Source organism: Pseudomonas azadiae (genome assembly GCF_019145355.1).
Classification (GTDB): Bacteria; Pseudomonadota; Gammaproteobacteria; order Pseudomonadales; family Pseudomonadaceae; genus Aquipseudomonas; species Aquipseudomonas azadiae.
Genome location: NZ_JAHSTY010000001.1, coordinates 2481618 through 2497819, shown reverse-complemented (window position 1 = coordinate 2497819; position 16202 = coordinate 2481618). Strand labels below are relative to the sequence as shown.

General features: G+C 61.6%; 20 protein-coding genes. 17 read left to right on the top strand and 3 right to left on the bottom strand.

What is annotated here, in order from left to right; genetic code table 11:
- Positions 1-280: 280 nt before the first annotated feature.
- The gene (locus KVG91_RS11395) at positions 281-568 is read right to left on the bottom strand and encodes a HigA family addiction module antitoxin (protein ID WP_169377473.1); all 288 of its coding nucleotides are present in this window, start codon (positions 566-568) and stop codon (positions 281-283) included.
- Positions 569-781: 213 nt separating this feature from the next.
- On the opposite strand from KVG91_RS11395, the gene KVG91_RS11390 reads away from it, so the two are divergent.
- From KVG91_RS11390 to madM, 13 genes are all read left to right on the top strand, one after another.
- Positions 782-1165: a polymorphic toxin type 44 domain-containing protein gene (locus tag KVG91_RS11390; RefSeq protein ID WP_178115197.1), complete on the top strand. Its 384-nt coding sequence runs from the start codon at positions 782-784 to the stop codon at positions 1163-1165.
- On the top strand, positions 1143-1562 hold the full coding sequence (locus tag KVG91_RS11385) for a hypothetical protein (protein ID WP_169377475.1): 420 nt from the start codon (positions 1143-1145) through the stop codon (positions 1560-1562). The genes KVG91_RS11390 and KVG91_RS11385 overlap by 23 nt, the downstream gene beginning before the upstream one ends.
- 329 nt (positions 1563-1891) lie before the next feature.
- Positions 1892-2146, top strand: coding sequence for a DUF6124 family protein (locus KVG91_RS11380; protein ID WP_169377454.1), 255 nt, complete (start codon positions 1892-1894; stop codon positions 2144-2146).
- Between the two features lie 336 nt (positions 2147-2482).
- Entirely contained in the window at positions 2483-3205 is a 723-nt protein-coding gene (locus KVG91_RS11375) for a hypothetical protein (protein WP_169377455.1), read from the top strand.
- A 121-nt stretch (positions 3206-3326) separates the two neighbouring features.
- Positions 3327-4997: a malonate decarboxylase subunit alpha gene (gene mdcA / locus KVG91_RS11370; RefSeq protein ID WP_169377456.1), complete on the top strand. Its 1671-nt coding sequence runs from the start codon at positions 3327-3329 to the stop codon at positions 4995-4997.
- Positions 4998-5831: a triphosphoribosyl-dephospho-CoA synthase gene (locus tag KVG91_RS11365; RefSeq protein WP_169377457.1), complete on the top strand. Its 834-nt coding sequence runs from the start codon at positions 4998-5000 to the stop codon at positions 5829-5831.
- On the top strand, positions 5831-6130 hold the full coding sequence (locus KVG91_RS11360) for a malonate decarboxylase subunit delta (RefSeq protein ID WP_076953165.1): 300 nt from the start codon (positions 5831-5833) through the stop codon (positions 6128-6130). Before KVG91_RS11365 ends, KVG91_RS11360 begins: the two co-directional genes overlap by 1 nt.
- The gene (locus KVG91_RS11355; protein ID WP_169377458.1) at positions 6123-6965 is read left to right on the top strand and encodes a biotin-independent malonate decarboxylase subunit beta; all 843 of its coding nucleotides are present in this window, start codon (positions 6123-6125) and stop codon (positions 6963-6965) included. Before KVG91_RS11360 ends, KVG91_RS11355 begins: the two co-directional genes overlap by 8 nt.
- Entirely contained in the window at positions 6962-7732 is a 771-nt protein-coding gene (gene mdcE, locus KVG91_RS11350; protein WP_169377459.1) for a biotin-independent malonate decarboxylase subunit gamma, read from the top strand. Before KVG91_RS11355 ends, mdcE begins: the two co-directional genes overlap by 4 nt.
- Positions 7726-8313 (top strand): malonate decarboxylase holo-ACP synthase, encoded by a 588-nt coding sequence (locus KVG91_RS11345; RefSeq protein ID WP_169377460.1) that lies wholly within the window; start codon positions 7726-7728, stop codon positions 8311-8313. The genes mdcE and KVG91_RS11345 overlap by 7 nt, the downstream gene beginning before the upstream one ends.
- Entirely contained in the window at positions 8310-9209 is a 900-nt protein-coding gene (gene mdcH / locus KVG91_RS11340) for a malonate decarboxylase subunit epsilon (protein WP_169377461.1), read from the top strand. The genes KVG91_RS11345 and mdcH overlap by 4 nt, the downstream gene beginning before the upstream one ends.
- A 67-nt stretch (positions 9210-9276) precedes the next feature.
- On the top strand, positions 9277-9669 hold the full coding sequence (gene madL / locus KVG91_RS11335; RefSeq protein WP_169377462.1) for a malonate transporter subunit MadL: 393 nt from the start codon (positions 9277-9279) through the stop codon (positions 9667-9669).
- A gap of 5 nt (positions 9670-9674) precedes the next feature.
- Complete coding sequence (gene madM / locus KVG91_RS11330) at positions 9675-10439, top strand: malonate transporter subunit MadM (protein WP_049713463.1); 765 nt, start codon at positions 9675-9677, stop codon at positions 10437-10439.
- Between the two features lie 111 nt (positions 10440-10550).
- On the opposite strand, the gene KVG91_RS11325 is transcribed toward madM, so the two are convergent.
- Positions 10551-11471 (bottom strand): LysR family transcriptional regulator, encoded by a 921-nt coding sequence (locus KVG91_RS11325; protein WP_169377463.1) that lies wholly within the window; start codon positions 11469-11471, stop codon positions 10551-10553.
- Between the two features lie 145 nt (positions 11472-11616).
- On the opposite strand from KVG91_RS11325, the gene trhA reads away from it, so the two are divergent.
- A complete protein-coding gene (trhA, locus tag KVG91_RS11320; RefSeq protein ID WP_169377464.1) occupies positions 11617-12234 on the top strand; it encodes a PAQR family membrane homeostasis protein TrhA in 618 nt (205 codons plus the stop codon).
- On the opposite strand, the gene KVG91_RS11315 is transcribed toward trhA, so the two are convergent.
- On the bottom strand, positions 12222-13145 hold the full coding sequence (locus KVG91_RS11315; RefSeq protein WP_169377465.1) for a LysR family transcriptional regulator: 924 nt from the start codon (positions 13143-13145) through the stop codon (positions 12222-12224). The two genes, trhA and KVG91_RS11315, sit on opposite strands and share 13 nt — an antisense overlap.
- A 103-nt stretch (positions 13146-13248) precedes the next feature.
- Here KVG91_RS11315 and KVG91_RS11310 point away from each other — a divergent pair, with 103 nt between their 5' ends.
- The 3 genes from KVG91_RS11310 to KVG91_RS11300 all read left to right on the top strand — a co-directional run bounded on the left by KVG91_RS11310 (position 13249) and on the right by KVG91_RS11300 (position 16201).
- Positions 13249-14487: a D-amino acid dehydrogenase gene (locus KVG91_RS11310; RefSeq protein WP_169377476.1), complete on the top strand. Its 1239-nt coding sequence runs from the start codon at positions 13249-13251 to the stop codon at positions 14485-14487.
- Between the two features lie 118 nt (positions 14488-14605).
- Positions 14606-15841, top strand: coding sequence for a D-amino acid dehydrogenase (locus KVG91_RS11305; protein ID WP_169377466.1), 1236 nt, complete (start codon positions 14606-14608; stop codon positions 15839-15841).
- Positions 15842-15850: 9 nt separating this feature from the next.
- A complete protein-coding gene (locus tag KVG91_RS11300) occupies positions 15851-16201 on the top strand; it encodes a RidA family protein (RefSeq protein WP_169377467.1) in 351 nt (116 codons plus the stop codon).
- Position 16202 lies beyond the last annotated feature (1 nt).

The following is a 16202-nucleotide window of genomic DNA, read 5'->3' as shown; positions in this document are numbered from 1 at the left end:
AGCCATAGGTATCTACACATCTTTGTAGTGAGCGGGCTTGTCCCGCGCTGGGTGGCGAAGCCGCCCCAATGAATATGCCGCCGAGTTCCAGATAAATCCGAGTCGCCTGGTTTGGGGCCGCTTCAGCCCAGCGCGGGACAAGCCCGCTCACTACAGATGCTCGCATGCCTTAACTATGCTGCGATTGCGATAGCGGTGGGTTAGTCACACATTAGCCAGCTGACCCACCGCCATCGCAGGCAAGCCAGCTCCCACACTGAATTACGCTCGGCTCCATACCTCAATCAATCCGCGCAAACCGCTCAATCACTGGCTGCTCCCGATGCTCGGCCTGCCACAAGTCGTAGGCGCTTTGCATCGACAGCCATAAACGGGCGCTGCTCACGCCAGCCCGCTCCAACCGGACGGCAAGGTCAGGGCTGACCGGCGCACGCCCATGCAAAATCCTTGAAAAAGTCTCACGGGCGAAGCCAAGGCGTCGCGCCATTTCGGTGATGGTAATGCCCACGGCAGGGATTACATCTTCAAGCAGAATTTCGCCTGGGTGAGGTGGGTTGTGCATACCCAGATTGGGCTTAGAGTTCGGATTCATGACGTTCGCCCGTGGGTGGGGTTTGGACAAACGAAGGCTAAAGAGACAGGTTCCGAGCAACAACCTGAAAATCTCGTCGGAATGGGATGTGGTTGCTGTAGGCGAATTCTGCATTTGGATTTATTGGGTTTTCATGCCCGAGTGAAGTGGCTAATTTCTGCGCTCCTCAATGCCAGCAAGGACCAGCAAATGGCCGTACCATTAATGCCGCCTAGTGTTTCAATTCTTGAAAACATGGCGATATCCAAAAGCAAGCGCATTCATCTCAAGGCTGGCTCGTCATTCGCCTATTCGTGGTTTTATTCCCAGGTTCGTGCAGCCGGCCCATGGAACTACAAGAAGCAAGGGCGTCAGTACGAAGCTTTTGGTAATTTCAATTATGGTGCGACAGGGACGGTACTGGGCATTCCCGAAAGTGTTCTATTACGGGCGGCAGGTGTCGCTCAAACATTCGCGAAAACCACCATGCCGGAGTTTGGGGCATGGTGGGGTGGTGACCCTTTTGGCGATGATCCTCGGGATCAATATTGGATAAGGAGGGGTATTGAGTATGCAATTTCTCAGGGCCACTAAGGGCCTCTTACCTATCCTGCGCAACTGCCTGCTGGCGGCCTGCCTGATTTACATTGGGGGCAATTGGATCATGTCATCCGGTGCACCGGATCTGGACGAAGTGGTTTTGAAACAATCTTTGGGCAATGGCAGCTCAATTTATGGCGCCCGTGACAGCCAGGGCGGCGCGACGGTAGGGTTTTCTTACAGGTACTACGTTCATGAGGACTTGGGTAGTGATCAGGAGATACTGACAGCGCTGGTTTCGGCACATCCCTTTTTGAAAACCAAAGAGCCTGATGTCCAAGTGACCCGGGTGGATGGGGTCATCCACCTCACTGTTCGTGGTGAGGTTTATGAGTACCGCAGCTATCCGCTTGAAGGTTTGGGGACTGTGAGCATAGACATGAAGTTGTAGACCGGCGGGCTTCGGATTTTTCCTGCAAGATTTTGGGCAGTGCATGAACTTGTCGCAGCGAGTCAGCACGCCTAGTCTTCGTTCCGTCATCGCAAAAAACGGTGACACGGACGTGCAAGTCCGGTTACATGTCGGCGCACCAGCGCCCATAGCCAGTCAACGGGCGTTTTTTATGCCTGCTGTATTTGTTATGGCGGCTGTGCGTGGGAGATCCCTCGGGGTCTGCCGGGGTCCGATATGCCCGGTCTTGCACACCTGCGCACGGCTGCCACCTTATTTGCGTGCAAGCGGAAGAGGGCAGTCTCCATCACATATCGGAGCTGTAAATCATGGTCAAACCTACCCCCAATCCGCCCCTTTTCACCGTAACCCCCCACCAAACCACCGAAACCCTGCTGGTCAATGCCAGCGAAACCCTGTCCTCCCTCAACGCACTCACCTGCAACCTGGCTTTCGACCTGGATGCTTCCCAGCGCGCAATCATGCTGGGGATTCAGCAAATGGCTGAGTTCGGACAATTGTTGGTCGACAGGGCGTTGGAGCAAGTCAGCCCATCGCCGGAGGTGGTCCCAAAAAGGGACTGATCGGTCCCTTAATGGAACTGCTATCTAACAAACACCACAGGGCAAATGTGGGAGCGGGCTTGCTCGCGAATGCGGTGGGTCAGTCATAGTTGCATGGCCTGACACCCTGCCTTCGCGAGCAAGCCCGCTCCCACATTTTGATTGACGGCGGCACCACCTTGCCGGGAAATGCGGAGGACCTGTTGGCTAGCGATCAGTGGGGGTGACTGGGTCAAAGTGTGGGGAGGGCGTCTTGGGCAATCGCGACGAGCCACGGAACACTTGCTCCCCCCATCGTAAAGATCCTCGCCCCACTGCCGATAGCCAATGGAGTTTTTCGACAGAAGTATCGACGCAATGTGGCTTTTGGATGGGTTTGCCTGGCTGTACAACCTCAACCGTTTTACCGGCACGCTGCTGATGTGGTTTGGCGTGCTGGTGTTCACTGCGGTGGTAACCATGAACGTGCAGTCCAACCGGGGGAAGCTGTGGGGCTTCATGATTGCCACCGCGGGCGCGGTGTTTATTCTGGTGTACCTCGAAAGCCTCAAGCTGATGGGTGCCGATAAGGCAATCAAAGGCGTTGTGAGCAATTTCGTGGTCATGACCCTGGGCGGTCTCGGGTCGGGTCTGCTGGCGGTGGCGATTTCCCAAGGACCCACACCGGAAGAGGATAAACAGGCTCGTGGGTTTATCCGTGATCGTCTGCTGGATGCGCTTGAGTACGCTTTTGTGTATGTCGCGATCTGCTCGTTCACCCTGTTCGCGGTCTGCCTGCCGCTCAACCTGCTGGGGTGGCCTCCGGTCGGCGAGCATGACCTGCTGAGCCTGCTGATTGTGTGTCTGGGCGCATTGTTGGGTTACGCGATAGCGTCCCGCCCCAGTCGCTTGAGAAACTGGGAGCAAGTGGGTGCGTGCGCGCTGGTGGCGTTGCTCGTGCTGCTGTTACCGGTTTACGCGCAGGCGCTGTCAGGGCTGTGGGATTGGAGTTGGGCGGCCGTGTCGGGGTTGCACGTTTTTGCGGGGTTGGCGTTTTTCAGGACCCTATGGTTCCATCGCAGCGAATGGCGCAGGGTCTGAACGCCCCGTGTTAATTGAGCCATCATTAACCCAGGCGTAACAGTCAAACGTCCAGCTTGATTGATGGCCCCCTCAATCGCTCCTAAGGTAAGCCCCACGACAGCAAATCCGTGGAGCGACCATGACAACAACAATCACCCCCGACTCGCGCTGGACGCGGCGGCGCGACGAGAAGCAGCGCCGGCTCGGGCTGGTCAGGCAATTTGCAGACGGGGCGGTGCTGCCCAGTGACAAAATCGTCGAGGCCCTCGAAGCGCTGATCCTCCCCGGCGACCGCGTGGTGCTGGAAGGCAACAACCAGAAGCAAGCCGACTTCCTCTCGCGCTCCCTGGTCAAGGCCGACCCGGGCAAGCTCCACGATTTGCACATGATCATGCCCAGCGTCGGCCGTTCCGAGCACCTGGACCTGTTTGAAAAGGGCATCGCCCGCAAGCTCGACTTTTCCTTCGCCGGCACCCAATCCTTGCGCATCAGCCAGTTGCTGGAAGACGGCCTGCTGGAAATCGGCGCGATCCACACTTACATCGAACTCTACGCCCGGCTGGTGGTGGACCTGATCCCCAACGTGGTGCTGTCCGCCGGTTTCGTGGCCGACCGCGCCGGCAACATCTACACCGGCGCCAGCACCGAAGATACCCCGGCACTGATCGAACCCGCTGCCTTCAGCGACGGCATTGTGATCGTGCAGGTCAACCAGTTGGTGGACGACGTGACGGATTTGCCTCGCGTCGACATTCCGGCGAGCTGGGTGGATTTTGTGGTGGTGGCCGACAAGCCGTTCTACATCGAACCGCTGTTCACCCGCGACCCGCGCCACATCAAGCCGGTGCACGTGCTGATGGCGATGATGGCGATCCGGGGCATCTACGAAAAACACAACGTGCAGTCGCTCAACCATGGCATTGGCTTTAACACCGCCGCCATCGAACTGATCCTGCCCACCTACGGCGAATCCCTGGGTCTGAAGGGCAAGATCTGTCGCAACTGGACCCTCAACCCGCACCCCACGCTGATCCCCGCCATCGAAAGCGGTTGGGTCGAGAGCGTGCATTGCTTCGGCACCGAATTGGGCATGGAAAACTACATCGCCGCACGCCCGGATGTGTTTTTCACCGGCCGCGATGGCTCGATGCGCTCCAACCGGATGTTCTGCCAACTCGCCGGCCAATACGCGGTGGACCTGTTTATCGGCGCCACCCTGCAAGTCGACGGTGACGGGCATTCCTCCACGGTGACCCGCGGCCGACTGGCCGGGTTCGGCGGTGCGCCGAACATGGGCCACGACCCGCGCGGTCGCCGTCACGGCACGCCCGCCTGGCTGGACATGCGCCACGATGATGCGCCCGAAGCGTTGTTGGAACGCGGCAAAAAACTCGTGGTGCAAATGGTCGAGACCTTCCAGGAAGGCGGCAAGCCCACGTTCGTCGACACCCTCGACGCAGTGGAAGTGGCGCGCAAGAGCGGCATGCCGCTGGCGCCGATCATGATCTACGGCGACGACGTAACTCACTTGCTCACCGAAGAAGGCATCGCCTACCTGTACAAGGCGCGCTCCCTCGAGGAGCGCCAGGCGATGATCGCCGCCGTCGCCGGGGTGACCGCCATCGGCCTGCGCCACAACCCCAAGGACACCGCACGCATGCGCCGCGAAGGCCTGATCGCCCTCCCCGAAGACTTAGGGATCCGCCGCACCGACGCCACCCGCGAGCTGTTGGCCGCCAAGAGTGTGGCCGACCTGGTGGAGTGGTCCGGTGGCCTGTACAACCCGCCCGCCAAGTTCAGGAGTTGGTAAATGCGCGCCCTTAAACTGCATGAACTCACCCTGGCGGATCGCCTGGCCGATATAGCCGTTGATGCGCTGATCGATGAAGCCGACCTGTCGCCCAAACCTGCCTTGGTTGACCGGCGTGGCAACGGCGCTCACAACGATCTGCACCTGGGCCTGATGCACGCCTCGGCGTTGTCGCTGTGGCCGATGTTCAAGGAAATGGCCGAAGCGGCGCTGGAATTCGGTGAGGTCGGCTTGCCCCTGCGCGAAGCCCTCGGCTGTCTCGGGCGTGAAGGTGAGCAGGCCATGCTCGCCACCACCGGCGGCGTAAACACCCATCGCGGCGCCATCTGGGCGCTCGGCCTGCTCACCGCCGCCGCCGCCCTGGATCCACGCGACGTTACGCTGAACGCAGCCCGCCTGGCGCTGCTCAACGACCGGTTCGCCCCGCAGCCGATGAGCCACGGCGCTCAGGTCGCGCAACGCTATGGCGCACGCGGTGCCCGTGAAGAAGCCCAGCTTGGCTTCCCGTCGGTGGTACAACGTGGCTTGCCGCAACTGCGCAAAAGCCGCCTGCAAAACGCCGGCGAACAGAACGCGCGCCTGGATGCCTTGCTCGCGATCATGACCGAGCTGGCCGACACCTGCGTGCTTTACCGCGCCGGTCCGGAAGGCCTACGGACGATGCAACACGGCGCCCAGGCGGTGCTGGACGCCGGCGGCAGCGCGACCCTTGCCGGTCGCCGCCACTTGCACGCACTCGACACCCAATTGCTGGCCCTGAATGCCTCCCCCGGCGGCGCCGCCGACCTGTTGGCCGCCTGCCTGTTTATCGACCGCCTCGACGGAGCGTCTTGATGGAAACCCTATCCTTTGAATTCCCCGCCGGGCAACCGCCCAAAGGCCGCGCGCTGGTGGGTTGTGTCGGTTCGGGCGACCTGGAAGTGCTGCTGGAACCAGGCACGCCGGGCACGCTGACGATCCAGGTGCAAACCTCAGTCAATGGCGCTGAACAGCGTTGGCAGCACCTGTTCCAACGCATCTTCCAGGAACAGACGCCACCGGCCTTGAACATTGATATCCATGATTTCGGCGCCACGCCCGGTGTGGTGCGCTTACGCCTGGAGCAGGGTTTCGAGGAGATCGGCCATGACTGACTTGCTCACCAAACACAGCTTCGTTGAGCTCGGCGCGCGGCAACGGGCCAAGGCTTTGCTGGACGCCGGTTCTTATCGCGAATTGATCGACCCGTTCCAGCGCGTCATGTCGCCGTGGCTCAGCCGCCAGGGCGTGGTGCCGCAGGCCGATGACGGCGTGGTGATCGCCAAGGGCAGCATCGACGCAAAACCCGTTGTCATTGCTGCCATCGAAGGCAACTTTCAAGGCGGCAGCCTCGGCGAAGTGGGCGGCGCGAAAATCGCCGGTGCTTTGGAGCTGGCCGCCGAAGACAACCGCAAGGGCATCCCGACCCGCGCCGTACTGCTGCTGGAAACCGGCGGCGTGCGCCTGCAGGAAGCCAACCTCGGCCTGGCAGCCATTGCGGATATCCACGCCGCGATTGTCGAATTGCGCCAGTACCAGCCGGTGATCGGCGTGGTGGCCGGCAGCGTCGGCTGCTTTGGCGGCATGTCCATCGCGGCGGGGTTGTGCAGCTACCTTGTGGTCACCCGCGAAGCACGCCTGGGCCTGAATGGCCCGCAAGTGATCGAGCAGGAAGCCGGCCTGGAAGAATACGATTCGCGCGACCGACCGTTCATCTGGAGCCTTACCGGCGGTGAACAGCGCTTCAACAGCGGCCTGGCCGATCGTTACGTGGCGGACGATGTGGCCGAGATTCAGCAGACCGTCAGCGCGCTGTTGCAACAAGGCGTGCCCGCCGAGCAACGCAGCCGCCGAGCGGATTATTACCTGGCGCGTCTGGCCGAACTGGACGCTGCGCCACAGATCGACCCGGCGACCGTGCGCGCGTTGTATCAAGGAGAACGTCCATGAGAGGTTTGCACTGGTTCAACGCCTTGAGCGCCGGCGCGACGCCCGTTGCGGGTTTGCCCAACTCATTAAAAGTGGCCGATGGCGCGCTGGGCGAACACGCCGTGCGCTTTATCGCCGTGGTGACCGACGCACACAACCGCTTCCCCCGGGCCCGCAACGGCGAAGTCGGCTTGCTGGAAGGCTGGGGCTTGGCCAAGGCTGTTGATGAAGCCATCGCCCGAGGCGACAAACGCCCGATCGTCGCCATCGTCGACGTGCCCAGCCAAGCCTACGGCCGTCGTGAAGAAGCCCTCGGTATTCACCAGGCCCTGGCGGCCGCCGCCGACAGCTACGCGCGCGCCCGACTGGCCGGGCACCCGGTGATCGCGCTGCTGGTGGGCAAGGCGATGTCCGGGGCGTTTCTCGCCCATGGCTACCAGGCCAACCGCCTGATCGCCCTGCGCGACCCCGGTGTGATGGTGCACGCCATGGGCAAGGCGTCGGCGGCGCGGGTGACCCTGCGCAGCGTCGAAGAGCTGGAGAACCTGGCCGCCAGCGTGCCGCCGATGGCCTATGACATCGACAGCTATGCCAGCCTTGGCTTGTTGTGGGAAACCCTGCCGGTCAGCCAGATCGAACAGCCCACGCCGCAGGACCTGGCGCGCGTCAGCGATTGCCTGGTGAGTGCGATCAAGGATATCGACACCTGCGATTTGAGCGGCCGCCTCGGCGCAACCCATCGCGCCGCCTCCAGCCATGTGCGCCAACTGCTGCGGGAACAGTGGTGAACGCCCACGACCTGCTCTGGGGCATGACCCCGGCGCATTTGCCCGCTGATGCGCCCGCGTGGGCACAGGTTGCGGTTGGCACGGTGGTCGTGCGTCGCGCCGTGGTCGCGGCGGGGTTTGTCGCGGTGGGCGTGCGCGGACGTTTGCGTGAGCAGCGCTTTGCAGCCGTGATGCCGATTGCCGCCGTGCAGCGGCGAGTCGCACCGGAAGCGTTGCGCGAGGTTGTCTCGACGCGGGATCTCCCGGCACTGCACGCCCTCGATCAACTGCGGCCCGTGTTGGCGCCTTTGAGCTGGGGTGTCACGGGCAGCGCGGGTTTTGAGCTGGCAACGGGCATAGAAGCGCTGCATGCCCAAAGCGATCTGGATTTGATTCTGCGGATGCCCAGGCCGCTTGATCGCAGTGATGCCCGCGACCTCCTGGCCACCCTGGATAAGGCCGCGTGCGTTGTGGATATGCAACTGCAAACACCGTTGGGCGCCGTTGCCTTGCGTGAATGGGCCGGTCCATCGCGCCGGGTGCTGTTGAAAACCGCCAGCGGTGCCCGCCTGGTCCTTGATCCTTGGCAGGCGGTGGCATGAGCAGCCTTTTGGTGTTCCCAGGGCAGGGCGCGCAACGGCCGGGCATGCTCAAGGCCTTGCCCGCCGAGGTGCTGGAGCAGGCCAGTGATGCGCTGGGTGAAGACGTTCGCGCATTGGATTCGGCTGAAGCCCTTGCGAGCACCCGTGCGGTCCAACTCTGTCTGTTGATCGTCGGCGTGGCCAACGCGCGCCTGCTGCAACACACCCCGGATTACGTCGCGGGCTTGTCGATTGGGGCTTACCCGGCGGCTGTGATCGCCGGTGCGCTGGCGTTCACGGATGCAATCAAACTGGTCAGCTTGCGCGGCGAGCTGATGCAGCAAGCTTATCCCCAGGGCTACGGCATGACCGCCTTGATCGGTCCCGAGTTATCCACAGTCGAAGCACTGCTGGCCGAAATCCACAGCCCCGAGACGCCGGTATACCTGGCCAATATCAACGCCGATAACCAGACCGTCATCGCCGGTAGCGATGAAGCCATGCAGCGGGTCGCCAACCGGGTGAAGGGCAATGGTGTTGCCAAGCGCCTGGCCGTCAGCGTGCCGTCCCATTGCGCGCTGCTGGAGCAACCGGCCCAGGCGCTGGCGCAAGCCTTCGTGCCGCTCAAAACGCCGCGCATCACCTACATAAGCAGTACCCGCGCGCGGCCGATTCACAACCCCGAGCAATTGCGCGACGACCTGGCCTTCAACATGTGCCGCGTCGTCGACTGGCGCGGCACCGTGCAAAGCGCCGTTGAACGCGGCGTGCGCCTGCAAATCGAACTGCCCCCGGGCGCCGTGCTCACCGGCCTGTCACGCCGCGTCTTTGAACAAGGCACGGTGATCGCCTGCGAAGGCGCGCGCCTGGACACCTTGCAGGCCCTGCTGCAAGAGGAGGAGCGCCGCCACCGATAAAGCACCACCCAAGGCTTTCGAAGCACAAAAACAACAATTTCGATCGAGCACTTTGAGGACAACGACAATGATTATCTACGGTGTGGCGTTTCTGGCGTTCTGTACCCTGGCCGGCTTGTTTGTTGGCGAATTGCTGGGCAAATGGATGGGCATTCCGGCCAACGTCGGCGGGGTGGGTATCGCCATGTTGCTGTTGATCGGCTTGGGCAGTTACCTGAGCAAGCGCGGCTGGTTTACCAGCAAGTCGGAGCCGGGCGTGAGCTTCTGGGCGGCGATTTATATTCCGATCGTGGTGGCGATGGCGGCGCAGCAAAACGTCTACGGGGCTATCAGTGGCGGCCCCATGGCGATTCTGGCGGGCACCGTGGCGGTGGTCCTGGGCTTTGCCCTGGTGCCGGTGCTGACGCGCATCGGCAACGCTGAACCAAGCGCTGTTGTTCCCACCAAGGAAGCCGGGTGATCGCCATGTATGAATCGATGATGAAAGTGATCACCGGCTACGGCCTGATCAGTGGTTTTGCCGTGATCGGCCTGACCATGTGGGTGTCCTATTGGATATCCGACACCTTTACCAAAGGCCGGCTGCACGGCTCGGCTATCGCTATCTTGTTGGGCCTGGTGCTGTCTTATGTCGGCGGTGCGTTTACCGGTGGCTCCAAGGGTGTGGTGGATATTCCGTTGTTGTCGGGCATCGGCTTGCTGGGCGGGGCGATGCTGCGCGACTTTGCCATTGTTGCCACCGCATTTGGCGTAAGCGTCGACGAGTTGAAACGGGCAGGGTATGTCGGCGTATTGGCGTTGTTCGTGGGGGTGGGCTCATCGTTCATCGCAGGCGTGGGCGTCGCCATGGCGTTCGGCTACACCGATGCGGTGAGCCTGACCACAATCGGCGCTGGTGCCGTGACTTACATCGTTGGCCCGGTGACCGGCGCGGCGATCGGCGCCAGCTCCGAGGTGATGGCGCTGTCGATTGCCGCCGGGTTGATCAAGGCCATTCTGGTGATGGTGATGACGCCCTTCGTGGCACCGCTGATCGGCCTTAATAACCCGCGCAGCGCGGTCATTTTCGGCGGGCTCATGGGTACGTCCAGCGGTGTGGCAGGTGGGCTGGCGGCGACCGATCCGAAGCTGGTGCCCTATGGTTGCCTGACGGCGGCGTTTTATACCGCGTTGGGGTGTTTGTTGGGGCCGTCTTTGCTGTTTTTGATCATGCGTGGGTTGGTGGGCTGATCTCAAATAAGCGCCGACCGATCTGGCCTCTTCGCAGGCAAGCCAGCTCCCACAGTGAATGTATTCACAAATCAAAAATTTGGGAGCGGGCTTGCTCGCGAAAGCGGTTTGTCAGGTTGCCACCTGGCGATTGGCATACATCCGGCACTCCGCCAGCAACGCCAGCAAATTCGGGTCGCGCTCCTTGGCCTTCAAGAACACCACGCCAATCTGCTGCTGCAACCGATACCTGGGTTGCAGCGGTATCAGCTTCACGCGGTTCTCATACACCGCCGCAATCCGCCCCGGCAGCAGCGCATAACCCACGCCTGAACTGACCATGCTCAGCAGCGTGAAGATGTCGTTCACCTGCATCGCCACCTTGGGCTCAAAGCCCGCCTGCTTGAACACCCGGTTGCCATCCTGATGCGTGGCGAAACCTTGGGTGAGGGTGATGAAGGTTGCGTCGCGCACCTGCGCCAGGTCGATGTCCTGATTGCGGTCGAAGGGCGAGTCGGCCGGCGTGGCAAGGAAAATGTCGTCGCTGAACAGTGCGATCTGCGAGCAGTCGGGGTCGTTGGCGTGCTCATCCAGGGAGATGAGAATCGCATCCACCTCCATGTTCTTGAGCTTGTAGAGCAGGTCGAAGTTGGAGCCCAGGATCAGGTCGATGTTGAGTTCGCTGCGGCGGATCTTCAGCCCCATGATCAACTGCGGCACGGTCTTGACCGTCAGCGAATACAGCGAACCGAGCTTGAAACGCTCGGCGGAGAAGCCGGCGGCTTCGCGGGTGAGGCGTACGCTGTCGACCACATCGGCCACCAGTTTCTGCGCGCGCTCTTCCAATACATAGGCGCTTTCCAGCGGCGTGAGGTTGCGCCCTTCGTGCTTGAACAGCGGGCAGCGCAGCGCGTTTTCCAGCGAATGAATGGCGCGGTGCACGCTGACGTTGCTGGTCTGCAGCTCGGCGGCGGCGCGCGCCAGGTTGCCGGTGCGCATGAACGCCAGGAAGATTTCCAGTTTCTTGAGGGTGAATTCTTCGTCGATCAGCATGGCCGTGGGCTCTTGTTCGAATGCGTTCGATTGTGCCCGCAAATGCGCTCGGCGTCCTCGGAACGTCATAAGCCGCTTGCACTCTTATGGCGAAGGCTGGAGGCTTGCCAGCCCACCCATATTGGTCACAGGAGGTCGGTTGCAGATGTACCACGGGGAACGATTCAACGCCTGGAGCCATTTGCTCGGTGCTGTCGCGGCGTGTATTGGCGTCGTGTGGATGTTGGTGGTGGCGAGCCTGGACGGCAGCCCCTGGAAGATTGTCAGCGTGGCGATTTATGGCGTTACGTTGATGGCGCTGTACAGCGCGTCGACCGTTTACCACAGCGTGCAGGGCCGGCGTAAAGAGATCATGCAAAAGGTCGATCATTTTTCGATCTACCTGCTGATCGCCGGCAGCTACACGCCGTTCTGCCTGGTGACGCTGCGCGGGCCATGGGGCTGGACGCTGTTCGGCATTGTGTGGGGGCTGGCGGTGATCGGTATCCTTCAAGAGATCAAGCCGCGCTCCGAGGCGCGCATCCTGTCGATTGTGATCTACGCGGTGATGGGCTGGATCGTGCTGGTAGCGGTCAAGCCGCTGCTCGCCGCGCTGGGCACGGCGGGGTTTACCTGGCTGGCGGCGGGTGGGGTGTTGTACACCGTCGGCATCATCTTCTTTGCCCTGGAGGATCGCTTGCGCCATTCCCATGGCATCTGGCACTTGTTCGTGATCGGAGGCAGCGTGCTGCATTTCGTGGCGATCATGCATTACGTGCTCTGACCCTGAGGCAGCAGGCGCTCCAGTAATTCACTGGCGCGGTTGCCGAAAATCTCCAGCAGGTTCGCGATCATGTGCGGCGGTGGCTCGTTGGCACGGGTCAGGGCATACAAGGTGATCGGCAACGGTGGTGTGAGCGTGCGGATGCAGGTGGTGGCTGTCGATGCGCCGAGGGCGGTGAAGGGGTCGATGACGGTCAGGCCGGCGCCGGACTCGACCATCGCGCGAGCCAGGGAATAGGTTTGCACCGAGATCGTTACCCAAGGCGGTGGGACGACGTTTTCCAGGTAGCTGCCGAGCTTGGCTGCCAGCGGATCCGCGCTGGAGAGCCCAATCAACGGTGCGCCCGCCAACGCGGCCAATGGCAGTGGCGTGCTCACTTCGGCTTCTGACCAATAACCTTTCGACGCCAACGCCACCAACATGCCATTGGCCAGCACTTGCGTGGTCAACCCCGGATGACCGGAGAAATTCAGTGTCAACGCCAGGTCGATCTCGCGCATCAACAGCTTCTGCACCAGTTCGCGGCTATGGTCGCTGGACAGCTCGCAGGTGATGTCCGGATAGTCGCGCTTCCATTCCAGGATCGCCGGTGGCAGCAGCGACATGGCCAACGCCGGGATCGCGCCGATGCGCACACTTTGTCCAGGCGCGCGACGCAAGCTCTTGGCCAGGCGCCGCACACCTTGCAGGCTCTCGGTGACCTTCTCGACTTCCCTTTCCAGCGCCAAGGCTTCCGGGGTGGGCTGCAGCTTGCCGCGCACGCGCAAAAACAGCGCAAAGCCCAGCTGCAATTCGGCATGCTGCAGCACCTTGGTCACGGCCGGTTGCGACACATGCAGCAACTGCGCCGCGGCGCTGACGGAGCCGGACTGGCGGATGGCCTGGAAGATTTCGATATGACGTAAGCGCATATTTCCATAACCGTTGTTTATAGGAGACCTACTTTTATTCATTATTCAGGCGTTGTCACTTACCTCTAGTCTCGATTTGGTTTCATTAAATGTGAGAGACGTTGTGGCAAAGCATGTAAGTATCATTGGTGGCGGTGTCGTTGGACTTGCAACCGCCTACGCGTTGGTGCGTGCAGGCATGGATGTCACGTTGGTCGAGGGGCAAGCCAGCCTGGGCAGTGCCAGCAGTTTCGCCAACGGCGGTCAGCTTTCCTACCGATATGTCACGCCGCTCGCTGATGCGGGCGTGCCACTGCAGACATTGGTCGGGCTGCTGCGGGGCGAGTCGCCGCTCAAGCTGAGACCGCGACTGGACCCCTCGCAGTGGCGCTGGCTGGCGCAGTTCCTCGGCGCCTGTCGCACCTCGGTCAACCATGCGAACTCCGAACACCTTCTGCGCTTGGCGCTGCTGAGTCAGGAGACACTGCAAAGCTGGCGTCATGAGGACAGGCTGGAAGGGTTCGACTGGAAGCGCAACGGCAGGCTGCTGGCCTTTCGTTCTGCCGAGAGTTTTGAACAGGCTCGCCGCACAGTGCGCGACCCTTTGCAGCAACAGGTGATGTCGGCCGATGACTGTCGAAGGTTGGAGCCATCGCTGAATTCAGGCAATTTCATCGGAGGTATCTATAACCCTACCGAAGAGGTCGCCGATTGCCATGCGTTTTGCCAGCGCCTGGCGGAGCATCTCGAAGCTTCGGGAAAATGCCGGATGCTGCTTGGGCGCAAGGTCTTAAAGGTCCACGAGGCCTTTGGTACAGTGGTGGCTATTGAGCTTCAGGACGAAGTGCTGCCAGTCGAACATCTGATCCTGGCTGCGGGCCATAACAGTCAAAGCCTGTTGCCGGCCATGCGTCTGCCGATCTACCCGCTCAAGGGCTATAGCCTGAGCGTACCGATCGAAGCGCAGCACGCCGCACCGAGCATCAATATTACCGACTATGACCGCAAAGCCGTGTATGCCCGCATTGGCGCACAACTGCGGATCGCCGCGATGGTCGACATTGTGGGTTACAACAGCGCACCGGAGCCCAAACGTCTGTCGGTAATAAAACGCTTGGCCCGACAGACTTTTCCTATGGCAGGCAACTATGACGCTGCCGTTGAATGGGCCGGCATGCGCCCGGCAACGCCCACCGGGTTGCCGCTGGTGGGGCCTACGGCCTTTCGCAATCTCTGGCTTAACCTCGGCCATGGCGCACTGGGCTTTACCCTGGCGTGTGGCAGTGGGCAATTGCTGGCCGAAATGATCGAAGCACAATCCACGTCCATCGACACTCGGGCGTTTTTGCCCAAAATTGCCTGATTTCAGCGAATACAGGGTGTATAGCTTTTGGTTATGGGTGGGCCCTCTTTAGTCATTATCGGCGGCTCGCCGCCTGCGTCTACGCTTGGCACTTCTTAATCGATGGCTGGGGGCTGGTATGGCCAGGCAGGTTTGTATCATCGGCGGTGGGGTTATCGGCCTGGCCAGTGCGTATGCGTTGGTGCGGGCCGGCCATGAGGTGGTGGTGATCGACGCACGCGATACGCTGGGCACCGAAACCAGTTTTGCCAATGGCGGGCAACTGTCGTATCGCTATGTCGCACCGCTGGCGGATGCCGGTGTACCGCTGCAGGCCATTGGCTGGCTGCTGCGCGGTGACTCGCCGTTGAAGCTGCGTCCACGGCTCGACCCGCAGCAGTGGCGTTGGATGGCGGCCTTTATCGGCGCCTGCCGTGGCTCGGTGAACCAGCGCAATGCGGCCCACTTGCTGCGCCTGGCCTCTCTGAGCCAAGGCATCTTGCAGCAATGGCGCGACGACCGCCTGGAGGGCTTCGACTGGCGGCGTAACGGCAAGCTGGTGACCTTCCGCAATGCCAACAACTTTGAGCGTGCGCGCAGCAAGGTCAGCGCTGTGCAGCAACAGGTGCTGTCAGCCGCCGACTGCTTGCGGCTGGAGCCGACGCTGGCGGGCGCTGATTTTGTCGGCGGCATCTATACCCCAAACGAGGAAGTCGCGGATTGCCATGCCTTCTGCCTGCGGTTGGCGGCGCGGCTTGAAGCGTCCGGGCGCTGCCGCTTTGTGCTGGGGCGCAAAGTCACCGGCATTCGCCATGCAGAAGGTGCGGTGCAGGCTATCGAACTGGGCGGCGAAGTGATGCCGGTCGAGCACCTGGTATTGGCGGCGGGTCATCGCAGTGCCGAGCTGGGGTTGCCCGGCCTGGCGCTGCCGCTTTACCCACTCAAGGGCTACAGCTTGAGCGTGCCGATTGGCCCGCGCCACCAGGCGCCGAGCGTAAGCATCACCGACTACGACCGCAAGATTGTCTACGCACGCATCGGCGAACAGCTGCGGGTCGCGGCCATGGTGGATATTGTCGGCTTCGACGCTGGCCTTGAGCCCAAGCGCCTGGCCTTGATCAAACGCCAGGCTTTGGAGACTTTTCCTATGGCCGGCGATTATGACCGTGCGCTGGAATGGGCCGGTATGCGGCCGGCCACGCCGACCGGCGTGCCGCTGATTGGCGCAAGCCCTTACCGCAACCTGTGGCTGAACCTGGGCCATGGCGCCTTGGGTTTTACCCTGGCCTGCGGCAGCGGCCAGTTGCTCGCCGAACTGATCGGCCAGCGCAATCCTTCCATTGATATGCAGGGCCTGACGCCCCGCTGCGCTTGAGTATCCACCATGACTATTACCCGAATCAGCAGCAACGAACGTCTCAGTGGGGCCGTGATCTTCAAGGACCTGGTGTTCCTGTCTGGCCAGGTGCCGGGCGACGGCCAGGATGTGGCGACCCAGACCCGCGAAGTGCTGGCCAGGATCGACGCGCTGTTGGTCGAGGCGGGCAGCGACAAGGATCACCTGCTCAATGCGACCATTTACTTGAAGGACATCGGCAGCGGTTTCGCGCCGATGAACGAGGTGTGGTCCGCGTGGCTGACACCGGGGATGGCGCCAACGCGCACCACCCTGCAAGCCGAGCTGGCACGGCCCAGTGTACTGGTGGAAATCAGCGTGATTGCCGTACGCAAATAAC

Coding starts and splice junctions, on each gene's coding strand:
- mdcE (WP_169377459.1), top strand. CDS start 6,962: ATGAGAGGTTTGCACTGGTTCAACGCCTTGAGCGCCGGCGCGACGCCC.
- KVG91_RS11380 (WP_169377454.1), top strand. CDS start 1,892: ATGGTCAAACCTACCCCCAATCCGCCCCTTTTCACCGTAACCCCCCAC.
- trhA (WP_169377464.1), top strand. CDS start 11,617: ATGTACCACGGGGAACGATTCAACGCCTGGAGCCATTTGCTCGGTGCT.
- KVG91_RS11390 (WP_178115197.1), top strand. CDS start 782: ATGGCCGTACCATTAATGCCGCCTAGTGTTTCAATTCTTGAAAACATG.
- KVG91_RS11385 (WP_169377475.1), top strand. CDS start 1,143: ATGCAATTTCTCAGGGCCACTAAGGGCCTCTTACCTATCCTGCGCAAC.
- madM (WP_049713463.1), top strand. CDS start 9,675: ATGTATGAATCGATGATGAAAGTGATCACCGGCTACGGCCTGATCAGT.
- KVG91_RS11365 (WP_169377457.1), top strand. CDS start 4,998: ATGCGCGCCCTTAAACTGCATGAACTCACCCTGGCGGATCGCCTGGCC.
- madL (WP_169377462.1), top strand. CDS start 9,277: ATGATTATCTACGGTGTGGCGTTTCTGGCGTTCTGTACCCTGGCCGGC.
- KVG91_RS11315 (WP_169377465.1), bottom strand. CDS start 13,145: ATGCGCTTACGTCATATCGAAATCTTCCAGGCCATCCGCCAGTCCGGC.
- KVG91_RS11355 (WP_169377458.1), top strand. CDS start 6,123: ATGACTGACTTGCTCACCAAACACAGCTTCGTTGAGCTCGGCGCGCGG.
- KVG91_RS11325 (WP_169377463.1), bottom strand. CDS start 11,471: ATGCTGATCGACGAAGAATTCACCCTCAAGAAACTGGAAATCTTCCTG.
- mdcH (WP_169377461.1), top strand. CDS start 8,310: ATGAGCAGCCTTTTGGTGTTCCCAGGGCAGGGCGCGCAACGGCCGGGC.
- KVG91_RS11360 (WP_076953165.1), top strand. CDS start 5,831: ATGGAAACCCTATCCTTTGAATTCCCCGCCGGGCAACCGCCCAAAGGC.
- KVG91_RS11375 (WP_169377455.1), top strand. CDS start 2,483: ATGTGGCTTTTGGATGGGTTTGCCTGGCTGTACAACCTCAACCGTTTT.
- KVG91_RS11300 (WP_169377467.1), top strand. CDS start 15,851: ATGACTATTACCCGAATCAGCAGCAACGAACGTCTCAGTGGGGCCGTG.
- mdcA (WP_169377456.1), top strand. CDS start 3,327: ATGACAACAACAATCACCCCCGACTCGCGCTGGACGCGGCGGCGCGAC.
- KVG91_RS11305 (WP_169377466.1), top strand. CDS start 14,606: ATGGCCAGGCAGGTTTGTATCATCGGCGGTGGGGTTATCGGCCTGGCC.